Genomic DNA, 20654 nt, shown 5'->3' on the forward strand with positions numbered 1-20654 from the left:
GAGAACCTCGATACTCGCCGTACCAACTTCGTCTAAGAGTATTCCAGCTACACAATTGTCGTGGGTTGCAGTTAGTTCAGCCAACCTGCTACCGTTTGTTCCGGTGCATACGAATTCGGCTCGGTTAACCAAACAGCGACTGCGTCTGGTGTAGCGACAAGTGGCTCAAAATTGATATTAAATTGCCATTCAGACTCACCACGCTGATAACCATCGTAAACCACAACAAAATCATGTTCGAGTTTCTTACCCCTGTTCTCGCCCGCCTTAACGCTGGTGACTTCGTTCATCGCCAATAGAGCGATATGTGCCACATAATCACCTTTGCCTTCGTAACTTACGCTGAACGTATCGCCTTTATGGTTGACCGTTAGCTTGGGGTTATTTTGTTGTTTAAGAGAAGGTAGCGTTCTGTCTAACCAGTTAAAGTAACCGCGCCACTCTTTTCCATCGACAACAAAGCCCGGCGTGTAAACCCCACTTGTTAAGCCGTAAGCTTTATACAGTTGTTGCTTCTGACTGAACGCCTTGCTCGCGAACTTATCCCCCCAACCGAGGTAGTCCCAATAGTCGACGTGATAAGCGAGAGGAATGACTTGTGTCCACAGTTGTGGGTCATCTTCAAATGTACTTAGATACGCATCAGCGGGAGGACAACTTGAACAACCTTCAGAGGTGAAGAGCTCGATAACCTGTGCGGGCTGGCCTTCATTACTCCAGGTTTGTGCAAGCGACACTGAGGAATAGAAGCCGATCGGTAAGGCAAATAAACAAAGTTTAATCAATGATGAATTGCGTTTGGCGTGTGACATACCGAGATCCTTGTACAAAGCGAATTGAATGGCGCTCAAATACAGACCGTTATGCCTAGGTTTTTCTTTCAGGTGCTTAGTTTACGAAGAGATTGAGTTTATTTCAGATACAAAAACGCCAGCTTTAGAGGCTGGCGTTTTCTTAAAATTCTATATTTACATGTTAACGCTGAGATTAACGGTTAATACCGATATCGCGTTGCATGTGACCAGATAGGTCGCTTGCGTAGTAACTACGTGGAGAGTTGTCTACGAAAAGAATATCGAAAATGTGTGCAATCAATCCTTTGAAGTTAACCGAGTAGGTTTTCTTATCCATAGAGTTAGGAACAGCGATAGTATTCATTTGTACTGCTTGAGCCATGATTGCCTCTCTATAAATTTATTAATGTGTTTCGTTCTGATGACAAGAATAATAGGTGATCTTTTGCAGGTTAAAAAATGACTAAAATTAGATTTTGGGATTAGTTTTTCTAATAAAACAAACCATTAACAATGCCACAAAATAGATATGCAGATTATGTGAGTACAAATTCAATATAGTGTTTATATCATGCATTTAGTACAAATACCCCGCAAACAACAGTGGTCAATGTCACAGAAAATTTACATAAATAAATTTTCCACTTCATCAGCCACGTGTTCATTATCGACTTTTCGATAAGTTATATTTGTTTTTAATTTGCTTGTTCAATGCCTGGCTTCTTCGCATAAACCGACGCTATAACCGCAATCGTCATCGTAGAAACCAATACCGCCAATGACCAGTAAGTTGGGATAGCCCACTCGCTATCAACCAGAAGCATTTTCACACCAATGAACACCATGATGAATGAAAGCGCGGGTTTCAAATAGATGAACTTGTCCATCATACCTTGCAGTACAAAATACAACGAGCGAAGACCAAGTAACGCAAACACGTTAGCCGCAAGTACCAAGAACGGTTCTTGTGTTACCGCAAAGATCGCAGGGATAGAGTCTAATGCAAACATAACGTCCATGACTGCGATCGCACCGATGACCAACATCATTGGAGTGAATGCCCATTTAGCACCCTGTTTAACCATTAATGCAGGGCCATGGAAGTCCTCTGTTACCGGCATCACTTTACGAAGTAGCTTTTCAGGCAGAGTATTCACACTCTCCTCTTCGCCCTTGTCTAATGCCAGCTTAATACCTGTACCAATCAAGAACGCAGCGAACACGTAAAGCACCCAGTGATATTCCGCCAATAGCTGTGCGCCTAGTGCGATCATAATTGCACGAAGCACCAATGCACCAATTACGCCCCAAAGAAGCGCACGAGGTCTTAGATGCTCAGGAACTTGGTATTGAGCAAAGATCATCGCAAAAACAAACAAGTTGTCTACGCTAAGGGATTTTTCTAACAAGTAACCCGTAATGAATGACACGGTTGCTTTTTGCGCTGTGTAGTCACTGTTCGGCGCATAAATGTCCCAAAATAGGTAAATCGAGCCAGCAAACAAAAACGCAAGTACAAACCAGAAAACACTCCAGATTGCCGCTTTCTTGATAGTAACGTTACCGCCACGAGTCTGATAGATATCAATAGAGACGAGAATAACCGTTAGCAGGAAAAAGCCCGCATAAGTCGTCATGATTGGCGATGAAAAAAAGGATTCACTATTTGTAGATAATAGAGATTGAGTTGAGTTCATTATTCCTCCGGGCGGAAGAACTGTACAAAGACCTTCCGCAAACAAAGCATATCAAGCTCCATTACGGATCTTGACTGTGATTGCGTTGGTCTCGTTGAAGTGAAATATGGGATTTCACTTTTACATACCGGATAGACTCTTGGCCTAACGAGATGACGATATGTAAACTTGCGCTAACTACTCCCCAAACGCGTGGATAATAATCCTCTGGTTGTGTTTCGTCTATATAAATTTGCACGGAAAAAGCAAAAAAGGAGCAAACGCTCCTTTCTGATTGATGCCACTTTGTCAAATAGACACGCGAATTGATTCTAAGAATAAATTCGCAAGTCAAACACACTATTGCACTGCGTAATGAAGTTGCAAAAAGAGCAATTTACAGCCCTGCGGCAGGTATTAAATACACTAACGCTGACCAAACTGATACCCAACCGACAACCGCTACCGCATCTAACCAATCTTTCTTATCCATGCATATCTCCACAAGAAGGCGACCTGCAGAGATAAAGCATAAACAATGCCAATTTTATAAATAACCCAAAGTAATAGTGTTAAATATCAGTATCAGCTTTAGTTATCTAAAACACTCCATACAATTCAACGGTTCATTGAGTTGAAGCGACTCTGGGTGGTCTTGCAGAAACTCGATGAAGCAGTCTGCCATAGAGTCAGTGGTGACCGTGCCATCACCGATCATATCCAACACAGCGTTATAGCCCTCTTTGCCTTTCATTGTATAGGCTGACGACGCGCCCCGGTAAATACGGTTGCGAGAAACAGCTTGCCAACCTGAATCATCAGAGTGAATTTCTAGATGGTGAATCCTGTGTCCTATAGGCGCTTCTTTGTGGTAACAAAACCTCAAATTATGTGTATAAGGAAAGCTACCTGAACCTGTGCCCACGACACCATTATCAATCGCGTTATTGATTGCACCTTCAAGCATGCCAGCGATCGTTTCACCTTTTACTTCATACACACCAATAGGTACGGCAAACGGTAGTAGTTTTCCGGCAATATCGGCAACAGAGACATCGCCGCTGTTCAGTGAATTTCTTACACCACCGGCGTTGTGAATGGCAAAGTCAACCTGATGCCCTTTCTTGTTCATTAGATGGTGAAATGATTGAGCAACCAAGGGGGCTAGTTGACTCGGGCCTTTAGCATCTGGAATACGTACATGGCGAAGTTTAGTGTCTGCATGAGCAATCACTTGTTGCTGAAGCTTTCGAACTCGCGGCTGGTATTTATCCGTCAGAATGCTCTGCAGCTCAGGATCTTTCTTACACACTGCAATATTAGGGTGATTGTTTAAAAACTCACACGCCATATCGTGGGCATCGTCTTGCCCTACTTCACTCAGTTTCGCGTCTATAAAGAGTCGACGGCCTAATAACAGTTCGTTTTTACCATTGAAGTGCGTCACTTTGCCTTGAGAATCGAACTCGATTTCGCAGTGTCCTAAGCTCATGGCGTGGAAACCCGCTTGCACAACATAGGTATCGCCAATTTTCACACCGTATTCATCATCTTTAACTAAGCCGATATCAGAGAAATCACCTTGTAAGCGATGACTATGACCACCAACGATGACACCAATACCTGTTACGTTGGCTGCTAACTCTAAATCAGCTTCGTAACCAAGATGGCTAAGTAACACAATCTTGTTGATACCTGCTTGATGGATTTGCTCAATGGTCCCTTTTGCTGTTTCCAAAGCATTTTCAAACGGTGTATCGATATCTGGGTTAGCGATGCCTGCCATCTTGTCGATGCTTAAGCCGAATATTGCGACCTTCTCGCCATCAAACTCTTTCGTTATAAAAGAAGCACTTCGTGTTTCAGGCAGATAAGGCTTAACAATGTCGTTGTCCGCTAGCGTATGAGTTTTATTGATATCCTCATTCGATAGATTCCAGTTACCGGCCAACAGCGGGAATTTGATTCTTTTCGCGAAAATCGCAACGGGCTCATTACCCATGTCTAACTCGTGATTACCGAGCGTCATGGCATCTATATTAAGGGCATTCAACAAATCGGCATTGGCTTTTCCCTTGAATAAGGAAAAGTACAACGTGCCCTGGAAGCAGTCACCAGCGTGCAAGAACAAGGTTCCAACCTTCTGACGCTGGGCATCTTGTTCTATTTGTTTGAAGCGTGTTGAAATTCGAGCAAAGCCACCAGCACTGACATAAGGTTCAATGATGTGGTTGTTCATTTTAAGTGATAGCTGTAACGAGGTTGGTTCAAAGTATGAGTGGGTGTCGTTGATGTGTGCCAACACTATTTTTGTCGGCTTATTCTTTTTAGTCATATTTTCTTCTCTCTTTGTCCCTTCATACTAGGTCGAGAATCATGACAGAATCGTGAATTTTATGAAACTGCACTGCAAAAAAATACTCGAGATAGATCAAAAATCTCATTTTGCACCGTATTAATAAACAACGGGTTTTGTGACAGGTGAGCATACCGGATTTGGATTTTTCGATTATGATTAAAGATATCTGTTAGCTTTCAAATAATTAGCAGAGCCTTCCGTTAGGAGTAAGCCTATGCAACTAGAAAGAATCGAGATTTCTGGCTTTCGAGGTATCAAGCGCATGTCACTCGCGTTTGACGAGCTAACCACGCTTATTGGTGAAAATACTTGGGGTAAGTCTTCATTATTGGATGCCCTTTCCGTCATTCTGCCCTCAGACGGTGTGCCATATCACTTTAAAATGACCGATTTTCATGTCGATTACTCTGTTTCACACCCGCAGTCTCAACATCTTCAAATTGTTCTCGCTTTAAAAGCTAACGATAAGAGCGAACTTAACGCAGGTCGTTATCGCAAACTCAAACCTATTTGGGTTCAAGATGAATTTGGCGTATTTCGCATCTACTATCGCATCAGCGCGACGTTAGAACAGTATGAGACAACAACACACTATGCATTTCTTGGTTTGGACGGTAATCCGCTCAAGCTTCATCATTCAGAAAAGCTTGCTCAAGAATTAATGACCTTACATCCCGTTATCCGTTTGCGTGATGCAAGGCACTTTGATCGTCCTTTCAACGGCAAGTCCCTTAACCACAATGCTCACCTGCCGACTAATGTTCACGCAACTAATGCAAATTCAAACGGGAACGGGAACCATCACACGAGCAATGGCACAACAAATGGAAACGGCGCCAATAACGGTAATGGTCGACAAGCAAGAATAGAAAAACGAATAGACAACACCTGCCGCCGTCTTATGGCGATACCCGGACATGTTAATAAAGGTGAAATGCGCAGTAGCCTAGAGTCGATGCAAAGTTTGATTGAGCACTATTTTTCTTTCAAAAGTACTTCTCGTCGTAACCCTAGAAAACAGCGAGACGGATTGCTTTATTCTGCGGGTACCAATGATCAGAGTATTCATCAACTCGTCGAAGAGACCAAGAACAAACAAACTCGCTTATTATTCATGGGGTTACTTAACGCTTATCTACAAGCTAAAGGGCCAAACGACTTAAGGCGATGTGCGCGCCCTCTGTTGATCCTTGAAGATCCAGAAGGTCGATTGCACCCAACACACTTGGCAAGGGCTTGGAGCTTGATGCAGAAATTGCCCATGCAGAAAATCCTGACCACCAACAGTGGCGACCTACTTGCGGCGGTCCCACTTCAATCGATTCGTCGCTTGGTTCGTCAGTCAGACAAAACCATCGCCAATCAACTCAACATGAACCATTTCAGTAAGGATGAACTTCGACGAATTGGTTTTCATATCCGCTTCCACCGCTCTGGGGCACTATTTGCTCGCTGTTGGCTATTAGTAGAAGGTGAAACCGAGGTTTGGTTGTTCAATGAACTTGCCAACCAATGTGGCTATAACCTAGCAGCAGAAGGTGTGCAGATTATTGAGTTCGCCCAATCAGGACTTAAGGCACTGATTAAGGTCGCGCAAGAGTTTGGCATCGATTGGCATGTGGTAACTGACGGCGATGCGGCGGGTAAAAAATACGCAGCAACGGTGCTATCGAAGCTTGGTAATGATCAGGAAAGACATCGACTCACCGAACTGCCAGATAAAGATATCGAGCATTACCTATATATGAATGGATTTGAGAGCTTTTTCCGTGACATGGTTAAGATTCCATACGATCACCCTATCCCTCCAAAGAAAGTGGTTGCCAAGGTATTGAAGAAACATGCAAAACCCGACCTTGCACTCGCCATTGTTTCTCATTGCGAGAATCAAGGACAAGAATGCATTCCGCTTTTATTAAGGTGGACATTAAAACGCGTGATCACCATGGCGAATGGAAATACCTAAACATAATTTGTTTTATAGATGCTATCAGTTGCTCTACTGATGAAATATTTAGCTAGTCGCCTCAACCAAAAAAGGCACACCAAACGGTGTGCCTGTATAAATCGATATACAAATTAATTGGGGGTTATCTTGCAAGAGTTCACAGTGACTAACTAAGGTTAGGTTAACGAATTAAGCCTTTGCCTGTTTAGTGTGTTGTTCAACAACTTCCGAAGATTGAGTCGATTTCTCGTGAAGCCATAGCCCCGTTGCTTTCATCAAGTATCCAAATACACCACCAAGCAGTAAAGATGGCACTACAAGTTGCCAATCACCACCTGCAGCAAACGTCGCACAGCAACCAATGAAGGTGCCTGGGATATAACCTAGCCACGCTTGTTTCGCTTGAATACACATAAAGAATGCCACAATAGCAGTAATCATGTAGCCTAAAATCTCTAACCCTGCGAAGGTTGAGCTTTCGATAATCACCATTGCCCAGAATACGCCAGTCATGTTGGTCAATAAGCTACCTGCTAGTCCTTTAACGCCGCCTGTTGGCGAAGCAAAGTAACTGGTGCAACCTAAGAAACCTGCCCATGACAATAAGCCGAAAGAGATAGCAATCCATCCCCATAGACCTGACAAAATACCTGTTGTTAATGAAATCGCGACTAATGTACTCATACTATTTCTAAAGCCTAATCACGTAATTGAACGCAACCGGATTTAGCCTCACTTAAAATCAAGTAAGCATACTATGGGAAGATAGCCCTTATTTGGCCGATCACGATCACATTAATAATGTATGCACTTGTGCATTTATCACTAGATGGAGACCGGAATCGCTTATTCAACATATTTAGTTATTAGAATTGGTGTTGAGTAGCGACTAAAGAATCGACCGTTTGCCTTTCATCATGCGCTTACCTTCACGCTTGATACATTCAGCAAGTGGGTTCTCTGCCATGTCAGCACGCCAAATAAAGGACAAGGTTCTTTCCATTTCAAGCTCAGGAACATTCAACGTCACCAGTTGCCCTGACTCAACAAACTGTTCGACATCTAGATAAGGTAAACACGTTAAATATGGGCCGTTTGCAACCAAACTTCTTAAAACAGGAACGTGTTCATACTCTCGCCATACATCGAGATCGCCAATTAAATGGTGAATAGAGCTATCAAAAACTTTGCGAGTACCCGAACCATGTTCGCGTAATACCCACTTTGCTTGTTCTAATTGTGCCAAGCTGACTCGTTCACGCTTCGCAAACGGGTGATGAGCCGATGCAACCACCGTTAAATGGTCGGTACACCACACTTCTTGGTGAACTCGGTTGTCATCACAACGACCTTCGATAACGCCCAAGTCATATTGATAATCTAATACACCATCAATGACAGCATCGGTACTTTGCACGCCGAGCGAGATTCGCATCTCAGGAAAGTCGTTATCAATAATACTGATGAGATCAGGAACGAGGTGTTCCGCTGGAGTTTGGCTAGCACCTAATTTGAGTTCGCCACTCAACAAATGCTGCTCGTAAAAACCCATCTCAATTTGCTGCGCATCTTGCAGTAAACGCTTCGCTTTTGGTCTTAACCACATGCCCCAATGAGTCAGGGCCATTTGCTTGCCCTGCCTTTCAAACAAAGGCCTGCCGAGCATTTTTTCCAACTGTGCAAGAGACATACTTGTTGCCGACTGAGTCAACGCCAATTTGTCTGCTGCCTGACTAACGCTCCCGGAGTCTGCTACTGCATCAAATACCGCGAGTTGCTTTAATGAATAACGCAAAATTCATCCTTAATGCTTTTAATTATTTGTGTCCTGATGCTCGTTTTTTATAAAGCCAATGAGCAATCAATTTCATTCTACGCGTAACCAAATCTATATCAATAAATTTGATGTGGTTTCTAAAAATTATCAATTTTACCTCTACCCCTCAACGCCCTAATCTGAAATGGCAGGACACAACGAGCCCTGCAAAACATTACTGATTAACCATTACAGATTAACCAGGTCATTAACACTAGGAATTACACATGACGGATTGTTCAAGGGGGGGATATGGCAACCAGCACTTCTGAAAATCATCAACTGTTCTCACCAACAGAAATGATGGCGGAAGCAGAGAAGTTTGCATTAAGTAAAGCAAATAAAACCAGCAGCATGACATTGAGTTTGGCAATCATGGCTGGCGCATTCATCGGGCTTGCTTTTTTATTCTACATCACGGTAACCACGGGCAGCGCTGATGCTGGATGGGGACTGAGTCGCTTAGCCGGCGGTCTTGCCTTCAGTATGGGTTTGATCTTGATTGTGATTTGCGGTGGTGAGCTATTTACCAGCTCAGTGTTATCAAGCATCTCATGGGCTAACAAGCAAATCACCTTCACGAAGATGCTGTCTATCTGGGGCAAGGTGTATGTCGGCAACTTTATCGGTGCCATGTTCCTATTGGCTTTGGTAAGCGCAGCAGGCTTGTATCAACTGGATGGCGGGCAATGGGGCTTAAACGCTTTAAACATTGCTCAACACAAGCTACACCACACCCCAGTTCAAGCGTTTGCTTTGGGTGTGCTTTGTAACTTGTTGGTGTGTTTAGCGATTTGGTTAACGTTCAGCTCTGCTAACGCAATGACCAAAGCAATGATGACCGTGTTACCCGTTGCAATGTTCGTAAGCTCAGGCTTTGAACACTGTGTGGCGAATATGTTCATGGTTCCGCTAGGCATCACGATTCAAGCATTCGCACCAGAAAGCTTCTGGATGCAAATCGGCGCAACACCAGCCCAGTATGCAGACCTAAACGTCATGCAATTTGTCACCGCAAACTTAATACCAGTGACAATCGGCAACATCGTAGGTGGTTCAGTATTGGTCGGCTTAGCGAACTGGAGCATCTACCGTCGCCCACAACTTAAAGCAGCAAAAATTACCGCTATTACACAAACAACAGAAATTACGTCAGTTAAGGAAATTACTATGAACACAGCAACTACTATCAAGCAAATCATGAACACTCAACCAATTACACTGAGCGTAGAAATGCCAACATCAGTCGCGATTGATACACTTTTAGACGCGCAACTTGTTAGCGCTCCTGTTTGCGATGTTGAAGGTCGTCTAGTGGGTATCTTCTCTGTTCATGACGTAATGGTTGACCTTTGGTGCCAAGATTACATCCCAACTAAAGGCCAAAAAGTTGTAGACCTAATGAGCCGTGACGTTGTGGCAATCGACGCAAACGACAAGCTAGTGGACGTTGCTGAGTTCCTATGCATCGACAAAGAGCAACTGTACCCGACGACAAGCATGGGCTTCGCTACTCGCCTGACATCTCTTTCTCTAGAAGAGCGTGCAAAAGCGATGAAAGTAAGCCAACCACATATGCTTCCAGTGTTAGAAAACGGCGTAATGGTAGGTGTGTTGACTCGCATTGAAGTGATGCAAGCACTACGTCCAATCTACGGTGACCGACTAAACGTGGTTCCACAAGCTGAACTAGAAACGGCTTAACTAATCTTAAGTTGAACTATTAGGGATTAGTAGTTCAATTAGATAACTCAGTCATGGCAACGTTGACTGGCTAGAGGTAAACGGTGGCTTTTAACGTAACTAAACGGTTTGACACAAAACAGACCTAAACGCGTTGCCATTTATCTCAATAAAAAAGGCGCAAAGTGAAAACTTTGCGCCTTTCTCTATTTCTAACTGTTGCTTTCTAAGTATCTATTTAACTTTTGGTGTTACATAAGAGATTGATACTAGTTAGCGATCAACAATAGCTAGATTACTTCTTTACACCTTCAACGTGTAGATCCATATCTACATAGCTTGAAGCGCCCATTACTGGAATGTTGAAGTCAGCAAGTTCTAGACGAGTTGTACCAACGAAACCTGCACGCTCACCGCCCCATGGGTCTTGACCAGCACCGATGAATTCAGCTTCGATAACGATAGGCTTAGTTACACCGTGAAGTTTAAGGTCACCCATTACTTCAAGTTTGCCGTCGCCTTTATCAACAACTTTCGTGCTGTTGAATGTCGCATCAGAGAACTTACCAGCATCGATGAAATCGCCGCTACGGATATGCTTATCACGTTCTGCGTGGTTTGAATCAAGGCTTGTAGTATCAACCGTTACGTTTACTGTAGACGCTTCAACGTTGCTTTCATCAAATGAGAAGTCACCTGAGAATGTGTTAAAACGACCTTGGATAAAGCTGTAACCCAGGTGGCTAACTTTAAAGTTAACTGAAGCATGCGCACCTTTTGTATCAATCACGTAATCAGCGGCGTTCGCAGCGAAAGGCATTGCCATTGCAAATGCTAATCCTGTAGCGATAATTGACTTTTTCATTTTGAAGCTCCTATCATTTTTCGTAGCGTATCGTCTTTGTCGATAACGTGGTGTTTTATCGCCGCTAAGGCGTGTACTGATGCCATGATGATCAGTACCCATGCAGCATAGTAGTGAATCGTTCCTGCGAGATCAGATTGGTTTGCAAACAGTTCACCCATACTTGGTACAGTGAACCAATTGAATACGTCGATCCCGCGGCCATCTGATGTTGAAATCAAATAACCTGAAATAAATAAAACCGCTAAGTTAATGTACATAAAGCCGTGAGCGATCTTCGCTGCTGCAACTTCATAGCTTTTACCTTCTACTTTAGGTGACGCGGTAACTAGTTTCCAAACCAAGCGGATAACAGTAACAGTAGCCAAAAGAATGCCTACCGAGCGGTGATAGTCTGGCGCTGTTTTGTACCACTCGCTGTAATATGAAAGATCAACCATCCACAGGCCTACACCAAATAAGCCAAATACCGCGAGAGCTGAAATCCAATGCATCGCTCTTGCTAAAGGGTTGTAATTTCTAACGTTGTTGTCCATGCATCTCTTCCGAATGTTAACGAGTAGTGTAGTTTCGAAAAGCGTACCCTACACCAAGTTTGTGTAACATATTATTTACCAAGCTTTACATTGGTAACATCATTTCAAATTAAACGAGTTATTCAAATTATTTGAACAAGTTTGGGCTAAACGTTAGATTTCAACGATTTGTTCGATCTCGTAAAGCTCATCTGAGATATCTAACATTTTACGTTCCATGACTTTTTGAGCGTCTTCTATCCCTTTGTTGTAGTAAACCGCCCCAAACTTTTTACTTATGAAATCGACCAAGAATTCTGTGTCGAACTGACCAAGCTCCACATCGAGTTCATCCTGCAGGTACTTTTGGAGCGTATGAGTAAGCTCAGACTTTTGTTTCGAATCTAATTGAATGGTCATGAATGTTTCCAAATAAAGAGTAAGTAGATCAATTGTGATTTGCTGACTAGACTATAGTCGAGGTAACTAGCTAGAATTCCTCATAATTTAGAATACAGACCTGTAGAGCGCCAGTGCTATCCATAAAATCACTCAGCAATGGTTAATTTTGATAGAGAGATCAAGAACTCGCACTTTGACGATAGGTAACGGAACCGCAATTACCGTACTATTGCCCATCAATAAGATAGTAGCTGTGTATAAGGGACTTCATTGTTATTAGATCTAGTGATTAAAAGCGTTAATCAATTTCAAGACGATTGCCTAAAGCTCTGTGAACGCCACTACCCTACGGTGCACAATCAAGGGATCAGTGAGCACCATATAGGAAAGGCATTTGCTCGCCGAATGGAGCACACCTTCGTTAGCTTTAATCATGCAAGCAACATCAGCCCACTTGAAATGCTTTCCTCTAGAGAAACGCCTCGACACTTCCGAATATCTTCCGAAATCGGTACCGTTTGGATGATCAGTCATCATATGGTGAGCGCCGGGAAAACATGTCGTAGAAAGTTGATGTTGGACATCCATAATTGGCAACAAGAGTATGGATTTTCCATTCAACCCAATGACGTTTTGATCATTGTCTCCGACCATTGGATTAGCCGAAGTAAAAACAGTGGCGAATTATTGCATTGGTGGATGGGTGAACTCCCAGATGAGATCACGGAATATAGTCAACAAGGTATCACGCTAAGAGAGAGTGATTCTCAATTCGCCACTGAGTTAAATAACAACTTTAAAATCAGCCCTTGCTTTATTAAATTTGGACACCCTTTAAAACGGTCAGGAAATCAACAACTGGTTCGTAAATACCTGCAACTTTATGCGGTACTTCAATGGCAGTAAGAATACGGGTCAACTTTTTCAATCAGTTTTGAAAGTACATTGTTAGACCTCTATCCCAGTATTTTATAAAAGGCAACTCATTCCCTGTTCATTAATTATTCGAACTTCCTGTTTTAATTATTAATAGCCAATCGAATCACAGTCTCGATTTTGAGAGATAGATATCATTTCTGTGTAACTCGCTTAGTCAATCTATTTTATAACTTTGACACTCCCCCATAATTTAAGCCATTAACCCTACTTTTCTCTGGTGTATCAGCGTTCTAGCCTTATATTGGTTGGGGTTAATATGTGAGACGTCACTCAGCCATTAGATTCACTTAAACTATCAAACGCAGTCAATGATAAGTAAATTTAATGATTAATGTCATTTATCATGCTGATTTTTCGTTGGTTATATTAATTCAAATATTGACGTTACAAATGAATTTTTATTAATTGACAATTTAGTAACACCTGTCAATATTGTGACAGCCGTGACGTATCTTCTCGTCATTAAATAAACACCTTTATTAGCGACTATGATTTTATCAGACAGAAGTGAATTTATTAGCTGTATATCTGTGGATGCCGATATGCAGTTTATTGCGAAATATCAAGACCTAACACTTAGAAGTGTCTACCAACCTATATTTGATTCTTCTATGACTCAGATAGGTGTAGAGGCTTTAGTTCGAATTTCGAACAGCAAAGGTGCCATTGTTCGCCCTGATCACTTCTTTCATTCCGACGAAACCTCATGCACAGACAAAATTAATGTCGAGAGGCTTAGCCGAGCCATTCATATACGCAACTTCGCACAGTCGACTATTCGTCATTTACACCTATTCTTGAATGTTCTTCCTAATGTTGGCGAGTTATTTGCCGCAGAGAAAGTGAGCGATAGCTTGTTAGCTAAGCGCCTGCATGAGCTTAACTTATCGTGCGAACAAATTGTGATGGAGTTGGTCGAGCTTAATGTAGAGAGTGAAGAACGTTTGAAAGACGCAGCCCATTCATTAGCGGAAAATGGTTTTCAAATCGCTGTCGATGATTTTGGTACACAAGCATCAACCGAACAGCGCGTTCGTCACATTAACCCGCATATCATCAAGATAGACCGCTCGGTTATGTTGGACTTTGAACAAGGCGACACACGTGAAATGGAGTTGGCCCTAAAGCTTGCTACTCAAATCGGTGCGAAGACGGTAATCGAAGGGATAGAAACCCAACAACAACTCGCAGCGATGCAAAATTTAGGCTTCGATATGTATCAAGGTTATCACTTAGCCATGCCAAAGCCGATTGAGTTGGATATTCGCCTCGCAATCTAGAACTGCCCTCTATTCTCTATTCTACAGGAAGCCGCTTTACCATTGGTTAGCGGCTTTTTGATACCTATCTCTTTCTTAACGCAACGCTCGCTGACGCTATAGTCTCTTAGCACGATCTTGTATCGCCAAGTCACACCCATAAAAAAGCCCAGTCAAAATTGACTGGGCTGGCTTAAAAGAATCTGTTTTATATCAATCCCTAATAACCCGCAGTGGACGGTTTGATTCTATATAGAATAGCGAACATCACTGGTACTACTATTAGCGTTAGTACGGTAGCAAAGCCTAAGCCTGCCATGATGGTAATCGCCATTGAGCCGAAAAATGCATCGAATACCAAGGGAATCATCCCCAAGATAGTCGTCAGTGCTGCCATAGATACCGGTCGTACACGACTGATCGCGCTGTCTACAACCGCTAGGTATGGGTCTTTACCTGTTGAGAGTTCCGTGTTGATCTGGTCAAGCAGGACGATACCGTTTTTCAAAATCATGCCGCTTAGGCTCAGTAGGCCAAGGAACGCCGTGAAACTGAATGGCATATTAGTCCCTAGCAGACCAATCGAAACACCAATGATAGAAAGTGGTACCGTAAACCAAATCACAAGTGGCTTACGAACCGAGTTAAACAGAAGCATCGTGATGATAAACATCAGCAAGTAACCCATTGGCAGTGAGCCAAACAGAGATTCTTGCGCATCTTTAGAGCTTTCGTACTCACCACCCCAGCTAATGCTGTAGCCTTCTGGTAAATCTAATGCTTCTACCTTTGGTTTCACACGAGCAAACAGACTCGCTGGCGTTTCATCACCAAGAACATCGTGGTCAGCCAATACTGTTAGCGTACGTTTTCTGTCGCGACGCTGAATCAGTGGCTCAGACCATTGAAGCTCTACGCCATCAATCACTTGCTCAACTGGGATGTAAGTTTGTAGTGATGGGCTCCAAATCTTCACATTGTTTAGCGATTCGAAATCAAAACGCTCTTCTTCCGGTAAACGCGCCACGATAGGTAACATATGAGTACCATCACGCAGTAGGCCGATGTTGTAACCGCCAAACGCCATCTGTAATGTCTCAGACAAGTCAGTTTTTGAAATGCCTAGGCGACGAGCCTTAGATTCGTTGAACAGTGGTACAAGTTCTTTAGTGCGTTCACGCCAGTCATGACGAACATTTCGAGAGCCTGGATCGGCAAGCAAGATGTCTTCGACTTCAACTGCAATGTTACGCAGTACTTGTGGATCGGCACCGATAATACGCGCTTCAATTTTTGAAGCGGGTGACGGACCAAACTCAATCAACTTGAACTGGAACGTTGGTTGCTCAAATTCGTTCGCTAAGTCTTTGTCTAGCGCCGCTAGAGCCTTAAACATAGTGTCGCAGTCAGTGGTTCTTACTTGTAACTGGGCGTACGCTTCGTAGCTTTTCTCTGGTTGGTAAGTCAGTGCGAAACGTTGCATGCCCTGCCCAACCGTTGTCGTTACAAACTCCACGTCGTCTTGCTGGCGAATGTAGCTTTCAACTTTTTCTGTCTGCTTGATCGTTTCACGAACATCGGTGCCTTCTGGCATCCACATGTCTACGTAAAACATTGGGGTATTTGACGGCGGGAAGAACTGCTGCTTCACCATACCAAAACCGACGACAGAAACTGCTAATAGAGCGACCATACTAACTACAGTAAGCCATCTAAATCGAAGTGCTACTTTCAGACACGCACCGAATACCACAAACAGGATGCCTTTGTATGGGTCTTCGTTCTCATCAACCTTGTCTTCTTCTTTAAGCAACATCTCGGCAAGGAATGGCGTTAGTGTTAGTGCAGTTACCCAACTCAAAAACAGTGAGAAACACAGTACCCAAAACAGTGAACCCATGAATTCGCCTGTCGCATCCTTCGACAAACCAATCGGTGCAAACGCTGTGATAGCGATAATGGTCGCACCTAACAGTGGCCATTGTGTTTGCTTGACGATGTCTTTCGCTGCTTGAAGCTTGGTTTTGCCTTTCTTCAAGCCCACCAAAATACCTTCAACGACAACAATCGCATTATCCACCAGCATACCCAGCGCGATGATCAGTGCCCCCAGAGAGATGCGGTGCAGTTCAACATCGTTGTAATCCATCAGGATGAAGGTACCGAATACCGTCAATAGAAGAACCAAACCGATGATCAAACCACTGCGTAAGCCCATTGCGAACAACAATACAATGATAACGATGGCTACCGCTTCAACTAGGCTGATTAAGAAGTCAGCCACAGATTTGTCTACTTCTTGCGCTTGGTTGTAGAAGTAATTCAGTTCTACACCCGCTGGCTTAATGCTTTCTAGGCGATCCAGTTCCGCATCCAGTGCTTTACCAATCTCAACCACGTTTACACCAGAAGAGAACGCAATACCCAAGTTGATTGCTGGTTTACCGTTGTACGTTAATACATTGCCCGGCTTTTCTTAAATACCACGAGTTACTTCAGCGACATCTTTCAAGCGAATCAGGTTACCTGTATCGCGACCATGAATGATCAGGTTTTCTAGTTCTTCAACCGTGCTTAAGGTGCCGTTTGGCTTGATCGTAAGGCTTTGACCATTCAGCATCACCTCGCCTGCCGATACCACACTGTTTTGCTGTGCTAGCAGTGACGTAACCGTCGACATATCTAGGTTCAATGCGGCTAAGCGTTCCAGTGACATCTCAACAAACAGTTGTTCTTGTTGGTCACCTGCAATGCTAACTTTACCGACACCGTCGACCAGTTCGATTTCACGCGTTAGGTAATCTGCGTACTGTTTGAGCTCAACGTAATCGTAACCATCACCGGTCAGCATGATCATCACACCAAACACATCACCAAAATCATCGATGATCTGAACGGAATTTACACCACTTGGCAGTGTTGGTTGTAGATCGTTGATCTTACGGCGCATTTCATCCCAGATCTGAGGCAGCTCGTCTGGACCGTAGTCCATCTTCATACTGACCATAATTTGGGACATACCGTTCGATGATGTCGAGGTAATCTTGTCGATGTACGGAAGCTGTCTTATCTCTTTTTCTAGTGGGTAAGTCAGCTCTTCTTCAACTTCCATTGACGTAGCGCCAGGGTAAGTTGAAATAATCATTGCATCTTTAATGGTAAAAGCTGGGTCTTCTAAACGGGATAGATTACCAAAAGACGTCACACCGCCAATGGCCAAAATGACTAGAAACAGCCAGCTGATTACTTTGTTCTTTATTGAATATTCTGCGATGTTCATTCTGCTTTTCCTGACAATTGGATTCCGTCACGGAGTTTTCTTAAATTCGAATTTACGAGTAGCTCACCTTGCTCAACACCATGAGCGATGAGTGCGCCTTGGCCACTGATCTTGTCGACTTCTACTTCGCTTTTGAATGCTTGTCCGTCTTCCATTTTCCACACATAGAACTGATTCGCTTCAGAGCCCGCTTCTAGCGTTGTCATTGGTAATTGGTAGCCTTGAACATCGCTCAGGCCCGCTTTCGCCATATCTACATTGACCGTAACGCTCGTGCCTGGCAGGATTTCACTTTCAGGCTGCTGCATCTGCATCCAAAATTCGTAGGTACGGGATTGTGGGTGCAGTTCACTGGTGTGTTCTAGATACGTCAGTGAATATTGGCCTGTGTGACCGCCAAAGGTCGCCTCAGGACGATAGCTATTTGAACGCATGTCTGGGCTAATTGACGCCAAGATCGAATCTGATACTTGAATTCGCACATACACCTTGTCGTTCTGGTACACACTCAGTAGTGTTTCTCCAGGCGTCGTATTTTCGAATCGTTGCTTATCGACAGTTGAAACTGTTCCTGAGAACGGCGCTAAAAGTTCTGTGTAACTCAGCTTGTGTTTCGCCGCCGCCAAATTCGCCGATGCGAGCTTATAGTTAGCCGTCAGTTGGTCGTGTTCTGATTGCGATAACATTTCGCTGCCAAACATCTCCGTTCCACGGGCCAACTGTTTGCTTGCCAGTTTGAATTGAGATTGAGCATCAGTCAGATCTTGTACGTACGTTGCGTTATCTAAGGTGGCTAATAACTGCCCTTTTTCGACATTGTCGCCCGCTTCTACTAATACTTGTTGAATCTCGCCTGCTAGCTTAAATGCCAAGGGAGTCAATTCAGCTGGCATCACCTGTCCATTAAAACTTCTGAACTGATTAGTAAGCGGTGCGCCAACTTCAAAGGTAGAAACCAACAAAGGTGGTTGTTCACGGTGTACAGCTTCATTGTTACAGGCTTGAAGTAACAGAACCGACGCGACAACAACTGATAATTTTGAAAGGTTCATTAAATACCGCCCTCACGAAGCCAAGCTTTTACTTGTTGTCCGTCTGATAACACATCCACACCCGCTTCAACGATAAGGTCACCAGACGACAATCCGTCGATAACCTTGCCTTGCTCATCAAGAAGGACTTGTACTTTAGAAATCAGTTGAGAGTCAGGGTTATAACGCCATAGTTCACCATGGCCTACGTCTTTGTTTAACCAAGCTGAATCCACAATACCAATGCCGTAGTCAGATTTACTTTTCTGAACTTCAACTTGCGCTGTCATACCAGAAAGTAGATTGATGCCTTCTGGCTTTTCGATAGACACAACCGCTTGGTAGCTGTTGGTATCTTCATCTGGTTGCGTTGAGATTTCTTTAAAGCGAGTCGGGATACGAATGCCGCGGTGGCTGTCCATCACAACCCACATGTTTGAGCTCGTTAGGTCTTGAATAGAACGGTCTTCAAGCTTTGATACTGGAATTGAAAACGTCACATCCATTTCACTGTGATTCAAAATATTCAGTACAGGCTGCTTTTCTGCGATCAATTGATATTGCTTTCCAAACACCATCGATACCACGCCATCGAATGGAGCAACTAAGGTAGTGTAGCCAAGGTTTGTTTTTGCTTGGTCCAACTCAACTTCAGCGGCAGTAAAGGTGTTTACGGCTTGGTCGTAGTAATCGGTACTGACCAGTTTTTTCGCATACAACTCAGAAGCTTGTTTGTATTGGCTGTTCGCCAGATCAAATTTAGCTTGGGCTGCGTCAACGGCAATACGGTAATCCGTCGCGTCTAATACGGCTAACACCTGACCTTTCTTCACTTCTTGTCCCATACGAACATCGAAGGTTTCTATATCTCCACCCACTTGGAAAGAAAGTGCCGCACGGTCGGTTGCATCAACCTTTGCAATGAAGCTATCGAGATCAATATCAGTCTGTTGTGGGATTTCGAACAGCTTGACTGGCTTGATTACCTGCACATTTTCCTCTGACTGAACTTTGTCACATCCAGTTAGAGAGCCTGCGAGCAATAGTGCTGCAATAACAGCTCCCATGCGCTTGCTCGATATGGCATTGATCGACAAATTGAACTGCATGATGCCTCTCCGTTTAATTATTATGATTTATTACACAGGTGGGCAGTATATTTAATATTAAATAATTCTCAAGCTTTACTTTCCACTTGTGCAGTATTTTTTATTTCAGTAAAAACAGTGTAGAATGTTGTAATCAGGTAATTATGTGAAATGAAGATGACCGAAAAGAAGCAAGGTAGAAGAAGTGCAAAAGACGCCGAAGAGACGCGTTTTTTGATCATGAGCGTTGCCGCAGACATGTTCTGTGACTTTGGCTACGATCGTGTATCACTGCGAAACATCAGTGAAAAGGCAGGCGTCTCGCATAGCCTTATCCGCCACCACTTTGGTAGCAAAGAAAAGATTTGGCATGCAATAAGTGATTGTTTACACGATTATTTTCAGTCTTACATCAGTAAGATTATGGAAGAGCTGCCAAAAGATGTTGCGCCAAATATCGCTATCTACCTGTTTAGCATGCGTCTGTTCACCAACATGATTCACTCACGTAGGCCAATGCAGCTTATTTCAGACTCTGTTCGCCAAGAAGACAACCTAGTTGATTACTTCATCGACAATGTCGGCGATGTTGAAAAAGAGATTAACGGGCTTGCCGCTGAGTACAATGCAGCTAACCCAGACAAAATGATCAACATTTACGAAGTTAAATGGCAAATGATCATGTACGCAAACGGCGCTGTATGCCTCACTCCCTTTATGGAAAGCACTTGGAATGAAGGCGATATGGTCACCTCTCCTGAAGATGTTCTACTTAAGCATTGGCAGCTTTTCAACACGCAGATGGTCAGCAAGTTCAATATTGATGAAGAGTGGGTTCTAAACCCAACCTCGATTGAAGAGCTGATTTATGAAGTGCCATGTGAATGGAAGTGTAACCAGGAACATAAAGCTTAATCGGGTTCATACCCATGATGAGCTTATAAGATACAAAAACGCGCCGTTACAGAAGTCACTGTAACGGCGCATTTTTATATGTAT

16 protein-coding genes and 1 pseudogene are annotated in these 20654 nt (G+C 43.4%); 5 read left to right on the top strand and 12 right to left on the bottom strand.

What is annotated here, in order from left to right:
• Window positions 1-71: 71 nt before the first annotated feature.
• The 4 genes from AB4623_RS13840 to AB4623_RS13855 form a co-directional block, all read right to left on the bottom strand.
• Complete coding sequence (locus AB4623_RS13840) at window positions 72-812, bottom strand: DUF1223 domain-containing protein (protein WP_372146675.1); 741 nt, start codon at window positions 810-812, stop codon at window positions 72-74.
• Window positions 813-987: 175 nt separating this feature from the next.
• Window positions 988-1176 carry a hypothetical protein gene (locus AB4623_RS13845; RefSeq protein WP_017059812.1) on the bottom strand — a complete coding sequence of 63 codons (189 nt, stop codon included), beginning with the start codon at window positions 1174-1176 and terminating at the stop codon, window positions 988-990.
• A 313-nt stretch (window positions 1177-1489) separates the two neighbouring features.
• Window positions 1490-2491: a TerC/Alx family metal homeostasis membrane protein gene (locus tag AB4623_RS13850; protein WP_050650433.1), complete on the bottom strand. Its 1002-nt coding sequence runs from the start codon at window positions 2489-2491 to the stop codon at window positions 1490-1492.
• 574 nt (window positions 2492-3065) lie between these two features.
• On the bottom strand, window positions 3066-4805 hold the full coding sequence (locus tag AB4623_RS13855) for a bifunctional UDP-sugar hydrolase/5'-nucleotidase (protein ID WP_102333460.1): 1740 nt from the start codon (window positions 4803-4805) through the stop codon (window positions 3066-3068).
• A 238-nt stretch (window positions 4806-5043) separates the two neighbouring features.
• Here AB4623_RS13855 and AB4623_RS13860 point away from each other — a divergent pair, with 238 nt between their 5' ends.
• Complete coding sequence (locus AB4623_RS13860; protein WP_372146676.1) at window positions 5044-6795, top strand: ATP-dependent endonuclease; 1752 nt, start codon at window positions 5044-5046, stop codon at window positions 6793-6795.
• Window positions 6796-6966: 171 nt separating this feature from the next.
• On the opposite strand, the gene AB4623_RS13865 is transcribed toward AB4623_RS13860, so the two are convergent.
• Together AB4623_RS13865 and AB4623_RS13870 are read right to left on the bottom strand one after the other, a co-directional pair.
• Complete coding sequence (locus AB4623_RS13865; protein ID WP_017079195.1) at window positions 6967-7461, bottom strand: DUF1097 domain-containing protein; 495 nt, start codon at window positions 7459-7461, stop codon at window positions 6967-6969.
• A gap of 205 nt (window positions 7462-7666) precedes the next feature.
• Window positions 7667-8572, bottom strand: a complete 906-nt coding sequence (locus AB4623_RS13870; protein ID WP_065584985.1) for a LysR substrate-binding domain-containing protein — start codon at window positions 8570-8572, stop codon at window positions 7667-7669.
• Between the two features lie 273 nt (window positions 8573-8845).
• Here AB4623_RS13870 and focA point away from each other — a divergent pair, with 273 nt between their 5' ends.
• Window positions 8846-10297 (top strand): formate transporter FocA, encoded by a 1452-nt coding sequence (focA, locus tag AB4623_RS13875; protein WP_050650436.1) that lies wholly within the window; start codon window positions 8846-8848, stop codon window positions 10295-10297.
• Window positions 10298-10571: 274 nt separating this feature from the next.
• Here focA and AB4623_RS13880 read toward each other — a convergent pair whose 3' ends face one another.
• The 3 genes from AB4623_RS13880 to AB4623_RS13890 all read right to left on the bottom strand — a co-directional run bounded on the left by AB4623_RS13880 (window position 10572) and on the right by AB4623_RS13890 (window position 12076).
• Window positions 10572-11141, bottom strand: coding sequence for a YceI family protein (locus tag AB4623_RS13880; RefSeq protein ID WP_017059819.1), 570 nt, complete (start codon window positions 11139-11141; stop codon window positions 10572-10574).
• Complete coding sequence (locus AB4623_RS13885; RefSeq protein WP_017059820.1) at window positions 11138-11677, bottom strand: cytochrome b; 540 nt, start codon at window positions 11675-11677, stop codon at window positions 11138-11140. The genes AB4623_RS13880 and AB4623_RS13885 overlap by 4 nt, the downstream gene beginning before the upstream one ends.
• 153 nt (window positions 11678-11830) lie before the next feature.
• Window positions 11831-12076 carry a DUF2164 domain-containing protein gene (locus AB4623_RS13890; RefSeq protein WP_017059821.1) on the bottom strand — a complete coding sequence of 82 codons (246 nt, stop codon included), beginning with the start codon at window positions 12074-12076 and terminating at the stop codon, window positions 11831-11833.
• Between the two features lie 252 nt (window positions 12077-12328).
• Here AB4623_RS13890 and AB4623_RS13895 point away from each other — a divergent pair, with 252 nt between their 5' ends.
• Both AB4623_RS13895 and AB4623_RS13900 read left to right on the top strand, forming a co-directional pair.
• Window positions 12329-12964: a hypothetical protein gene (locus AB4623_RS13895; protein WP_029236415.1), complete on the top strand. Its 636-nt coding sequence runs from the start codon at window positions 12329-12331 to the stop codon at window positions 12962-12964.
• 575 nt (window positions 12965-13539) lie between these two features.
• Window positions 13540-14277: an EAL domain-containing protein gene (locus tag AB4623_RS13900; RefSeq protein WP_372146677.1), complete on the top strand. Its 738-nt coding sequence runs from the start codon at window positions 13540-13542 to the stop codon at window positions 14275-14277.
• A gap of 199 nt (window positions 14278-14476) precedes the next feature.
• On the opposite strand, the pseudogene AB4623_RS13905 reads toward AB4623_RS13900, so the two are convergent.
• From AB4623_RS13905 to AB4623_RS13915, 3 genes and pseudogenes are all read right to left on the bottom strand, one after another.
• Window positions 14477-17536, bottom strand: a pseudogene (locus tag AB4623_RS13905) (efflux RND transporter permease subunit).
• Window positions 17533-18588, bottom strand: a complete 1056-nt coding sequence (locus tag AB4623_RS13910) for an efflux RND transporter periplasmic adaptor subunit (protein WP_372146679.1) — start codon at window positions 18586-18588, stop codon at window positions 17533-17535. Before AB4623_RS13910 ends, AB4623_RS13905 begins: the two are co-directional and overlap by 4 nt.
• Window positions 18588-19676 (bottom strand): efflux RND transporter periplasmic adaptor subunit, encoded by a 1089-nt coding sequence (locus tag AB4623_RS13915; protein ID WP_017064636.1) that lies wholly within the window; start codon window positions 19674-19676, stop codon window positions 18588-18590. Before AB4623_RS13915 ends, AB4623_RS13910 begins: the two co-directional genes overlap by 1 nt.
• Window positions 19677-19826: 150 nt before the next feature.
• Here AB4623_RS13915 and AB4623_RS13920 point away from each other — a divergent pair, with 150 nt between their 5' ends.
• Window positions 19827-20570 carry a TetR/AcrR family transcriptional regulator gene (locus tag AB4623_RS13920; RefSeq protein ID WP_017069888.1) on the top strand — a complete coding sequence of 248 codons (744 nt, stop codon included), beginning with the start codon at window positions 19827-19829 and terminating at the stop codon, window positions 20568-20570.
• Window positions 20571-20654: the final 84 nt, after the last annotated feature.

It is taken from the genome of Vibrio sp. 10N.222.52.C12 (assembly GCF_041474215.1).
GTDB lineage: Bacteria > Pseudomonadota > Gammaproteobacteria > Enterobacterales > Vibrionaceae > Vibrio > Vibrio crassostreae_C.

What these genes read in the sequence shown, in the direction of transcription:
- AB4623_RS13840 (WP_372146675.1), bottom strand. Translation starts at nt 812, where the DNA reads ATGTCACACGCCAAACGCAATTCATCATTGATTAAACTTTGTTTATTT.
- AB4623_RS13845 (WP_017059812.1), bottom strand. Translation starts at nt 1,176, where the DNA reads ATGGCTCAAGCAGTACAAATGAATACTATCGCTGTTCCTAACTCTATG.
- AB4623_RS13850 (WP_050650433.1), bottom strand. Translation starts at nt 2,491, where the DNA reads ATGAACTCAACTCAATCTCTATTATCTACAAATAGTGAATCCTTTTTT.
- AB4623_RS13855 (WP_102333460.1), bottom strand. Translation starts at nt 4,805, where the DNA reads ATGACTAAAAAGAATAAGCCGACAAAAATAGTGTTGGCACACATCAAC.
- AB4623_RS13860 (WP_372146676.1), top strand. Translation starts at nt 5,044, where the DNA reads ATGCAACTAGAAAGAATCGAGATTTCTGGCTTTCGAGGTATCAAGCGC.
- AB4623_RS13865 (WP_017079195.1), bottom strand. Translation starts at nt 7,461, where the DNA reads ATGAGTACATTAGTCGCGATTTCATTAACAACAGGTATTTTGTCAGGT.
- focA (WP_050650436.1), top strand. Translation starts at nt 8,846, where the DNA reads ATGGCAACCAGCACTTCTGAAAATCATCAACTGTTCTCACCAACAGAA.
- AB4623_RS13880 (WP_017059819.1), bottom strand. Translation starts at nt 11,141, where the DNA reads ATGAAAAAGTCAATTATCGCTACAGGATTAGCATTTGCAATGGCAATG.
- AB4623_RS13885 (WP_017059820.1), bottom strand. Translation starts at nt 11,677, where the DNA reads ATGGACAACAACGTTAGAAATTACAACCCTTTAGCAAGAGCGATGCAT.
- AB4623_RS13890 (WP_017059821.1), bottom strand. Translation starts at nt 12,076, where the DNA reads ATGACCATTCAATTAGATTCGAAACAAAAGTCTGAGCTTACTCATACG.
- AB4623_RS13900 (WP_372146677.1), top strand. Translation starts at nt 13,540, where the DNA reads ATGCAGTTTATTGCGAAATATCAAGACCTAACACTTAGAAGTGTCTAC.
- AB4623_RS13910 (WP_372146679.1), bottom strand. Translation starts at nt 18,588, where the DNA reads ATGAACCTTTCAAAATTATCAGTTGTTGTCGCGTCGGTTCTGTTACTT.
- AB4623_RS13915 (WP_017064636.1), bottom strand. Translation starts at nt 19,676, where the DNA reads ATGCAGTTCAATTTGTCGATCAATGCCATATCGAGCAAGCGCATGGGA.
- AB4623_RS13920 (WP_017069888.1), top strand. Translation starts at nt 19,827, where the DNA reads ATGAAGATGACCGAAAAGAAGCAAGGTAGAAGAAGTGCAAAAGACGCC.